We start from the raw sequence: 3,420 nt of genomic DNA, 5'->3' as shown, positions 1-3,420 counted from the left end.
GAGCCCGAGGAGCGCCAGACGATCACGCAGCTGTGCGCGCTCCACGAGGTTCTCGAAGACGTCGGACTTGGCGGCGAGCCCGGCCAGGGTCCGCACGAGCCGTGCCACGGGCAGCGAGGCCAGAGGCTCGCGGCGCCCGAGCGCGGCATCGAGCTCCGCGAGCTCGGCCTCCGCCCGCTGCCAGGCGGCGTAGACGTCGGCGAGACCGAGCGGGATCTCCGGAGCGGCACCGGCTTCGACATAGCGCTGCCACTGCGTGCGCTGGGCCTGGATCCGCAGCAGGGCCTCATGCATCTCGGTGACGTGGACGCCCGGACGCACATATTCCTTGGCGAGACGACGCAGCCGCCGCCTGTTCGCCCCGGAGAGCCCGGGCGCATCGCGACGCGAGCCGTGCGCCTGGATGAGCTCGCCGAGCGGACGCTCGAACACGGTGGGACTGAAGCGGTCCAGGGAGTCGCGGATGCCCTGCAGCAGCCGCAGGTACTCGCCGAGTTCGTCGATGGTCGAGAACGGACGCATGTGCGTCTGCGCGATGAGTTCGTAGCCGCGTTCCAGGAGGGCGGGAACGCTGCTGGAGTGCAGCCTCCCGGCCAGTTCATGGGCGGCGCGTGCGGCCTCGGTGCTGGCGAAGGTGACGCCGTACCAGGGAGAGTCGTTCGGACCGAAGCGGAACTCGCCGAGACGTGCCGCCTGGGCGAGCGCTTCGGCGGCTTCGCTGCGGTCTGACGCCAGACGACGCAGTGCGTCCGATCCGAGCCGCGCGGTCGTGGAGGGAGGAACCGGGAGGGAGGCGAGCCGGGTGAGTTGGCGGGTCGCGTCGAGCACCGATGCGTCCATGCCGGCGATCGGCGCCGTGAGCGCCTGTCGATAGTCGCGAAGCACCGTGCGCAGGCGCACCAGCGCATCGTCGACCTCGCTGACCTTCGGAGCCGTGGCCTTCTCGTTGCGACCGATGGCCCTCACGAGGTCGCGGCGCACGCTGGCAGGCGAGATCGCCAGACTGTCCAGACCGATGCCCGCGAGCCGATGCCGCACGCCGTCCAGCGTCGATCGACGGGCGGAGACCACGAGCACCCGCTTACCGCCCCGCACCAGTTCGCCGAGCGCGTTGATCACGGTCTGCGTTCCGCCCGTGCCGGGAAGTGTCGCGACGGTCAGGGAGTGCCCCGCGGCGATGCGTGCGAGCACGGCTTCCTGCTCGGCGTCGGCATCGAGGAGCAGGTTGTCGGACGCGGGAGCACGATCGTCGGGGCCGGTGTGGTGCGGCGTGGCCCGCGGTGCCGTGACACGCTCGCGGTCGCCGACGTGGCCGCCCAGCGCGTTGAGGACCACGTGGTCGAGGCTTCCCCCATCACGCGACATCGCACCGGACACGTCCGCGAACGTCGAGACGACGAGCCGCGGCTCGACCGAGAACGTGTCGATGGAGCGCGTCATCGCTCGCAGGCTGTCGATCACGGGCTGCGGCTTGAAGATGCCGCCGTCATAAGCGAGGGCGGCGAGCGCCGCGGCGTCGATCGAGAGGCCGAAGTGTTCGCGTGCGATCCGGACGAGCGCGGGATTCACCTCGAAGGCGCCCTGCAGCTTCAGCTCGAAGTCCGAGTGATGGCGACGGATCGCCAGCGGGCGAAGCAGCACGGGTGCGGCGAAGCCTGCCCCTCCGATGCGCCACCCCGCGACGCCGACGGCGAGGTGCACGGCCTCGATCCCTCGGACCGTGCGGAGTTCGGTGTTCTTCGCGGTGATGCGCTCCGCCGCGAGCCGCGCGGTGCGCAGGCCCACCTCATCGCGGAACAGATTCGACAGGAGGGTCGACTTGCCGGTGATGAACTGCGGCAGGCTGCCCGGATGCGCTTTGGAGATGTCGATGCCGGACTCGACGGTGTCGCGGAAGCTGACCAGCGGCGACGGGCCTCCCAGATCAGCGGCCTCGGCCCTCAACCGGGTCCGTTCGGCCTCGGCGGCATGCGCGATGTCGACACCGGTCGCGGTCTCACGCAGGTCACCGATCGACACAGCGGCTTCCGCCGCTGCGTCCTCCGCAGACCTGTCTTCACGTCGCCACACATTGACACCCTAGGCGCGACACGCGGAGAGCGAGAGTATCCCAGGCGGGTTTCCGCCGAATTTCCGCCGGAGACGGGCGACCCGCACTCCTCCTGCCCCGCGCTCGACCGTTTCGTCTTATCCACCTGAGCCGGGCGGAGGATGGTTCGCGACCGCGGTCGCCGGTCAGGATGGTGCCATGACCTTCCGCTACGACTTCGCTCCGACTCCGTTCGGCGACGCCCTCGCGGTGTTCTCCGACGAGGGCATCGTACGATTCGACCTCTCCGAGTCCGAAGACCCGCACGTCCCCTGGCTCCTCGAAGGGGTCGCCCGCCAACTGCACGCCGTCCCGGAACCCGACCCCGGCGCCGCCGACGAGCTCGCACACCTGCTCGCCGAGTACTTCGACGGCACACCGGTCGCCTTCCAGGAGCACCTCCGGCTCGATTGGCGCCTGACCGACGGCTTCGCGCGCACCGCGCTGCAGACCATCAGCGGCATCGCCTGGGGAGAGACGATGAGCTACGGCGACGTCGCCGTGATGGCAGGACACCCCGGCGCCGCTCGCGCCGTCGGCACCGCGTGTCGGCTCACACCGTTCTCGATCATCGTTCCCGTGCATCGGGTGGTGCGCTCGGATGGAAGCCCTGGGCACTACGGCGCACACCCCGAACGGAAGCGGTTCCTGCTCGACCTCGAAGCCGGCTGACCCGGCGTGGCGCGAGACGTGGACCCGGCGAGTAGGCCGCCGGGTCCACGTCTGACGCCAGGAGAGAAGAAGGCCGGGTGATAAAGTCGACGCTACGAAACGGGGCACGCAGTCGTCACCCGGAAGCAGGTAATCGTGAGCGCTCCCGCCACTCTCGAATCCGAGACCGAACTCGTCGCCAATGCCGTGCGCGAGCTCGCCAGACGAACTCGTTTCCCCGTCGCTTTCGGCGGCCTCATCGAAGAGGGCGTCGTGCGCGTCACCAGCATCGTCGGCGCACGCACCCGCTCGCTGGACGGACTGCGCGTCCGCCCGGAGCGCGGACTGGGCGGACGAGCGATGATGGAGTTGCGCCCGCGGATGACGAGCGACTACGGCTCGTCCCAGCAGATCACGCATGACTACGACGTGTTCGTCCTCGGTGAAGGCCTGCGCACGCTCCTCGCCCTGCCGATCATCGTGCAGGGACGCCCCCGCGGCGTCCTCTACGCCGGCGGGTGGGATGAGGAACAGGTCGGCGGCGTGACCACCGCACCTGCCATGCAGGTGGCGCAGTCGGTCGCCGACGAGCTGCGCATCCGTGACGAGGTCCAGCGGCGGATCCAGGCGAACACCGGCGGGGGCGATGCCGTAGCCCCGCCACAGCGTGAGGAACTCCG

At 70.0% G+C, this 3,420-nt stretch carries 2 protein-coding genes and 1 pseudogene; 2 read left to right on the top strand and 1 reads right to left on the bottom strand.

From position 1 onward, the window contains the following. Positions 1-2,070, bottom strand: a pseudogene (locus L978_RS16950) (AAA family ATPase); the annotation flags it as partial. Between the two features lie 178 nt (positions 2,071-2,248). On the opposite strand from L978_RS16950, the gene L978_RS16945 reads away from it, so the two are divergent. Further along, positions 2,249-2,761, top strand: a complete 513-nt coding sequence (locus L978_RS16945; protein ID WP_047524472.1) for a methylated-DNA--[protein]-cysteine S-methyltransferase — start codon at positions 2,249-2,251, stop codon at positions 2,759-2,761. 135 nt (positions 2,762-2,896) lie between these two features. Continuing rightward, a partial coding sequence (locus L978_RS16940) for a GAF domain-containing protein (RefSeq protein ID WP_156118318.1) occupies positions 2,897-3,420 on the top strand: 524 nt, incomplete at its 3' end.

This window comes from Microbacterium sp. ZOR0019 (assembly GCF_000800925.1).
Classification (GTDB): domain Bacteria; phylum Actinomycetota; class Actinomycetes; order Actinomycetales; family Microbacteriaceae; genus Microbacterium; species Microbacterium aurugineum.
This window is presented reverse-complemented; position numbering and strand designations above follow the sequence as displayed.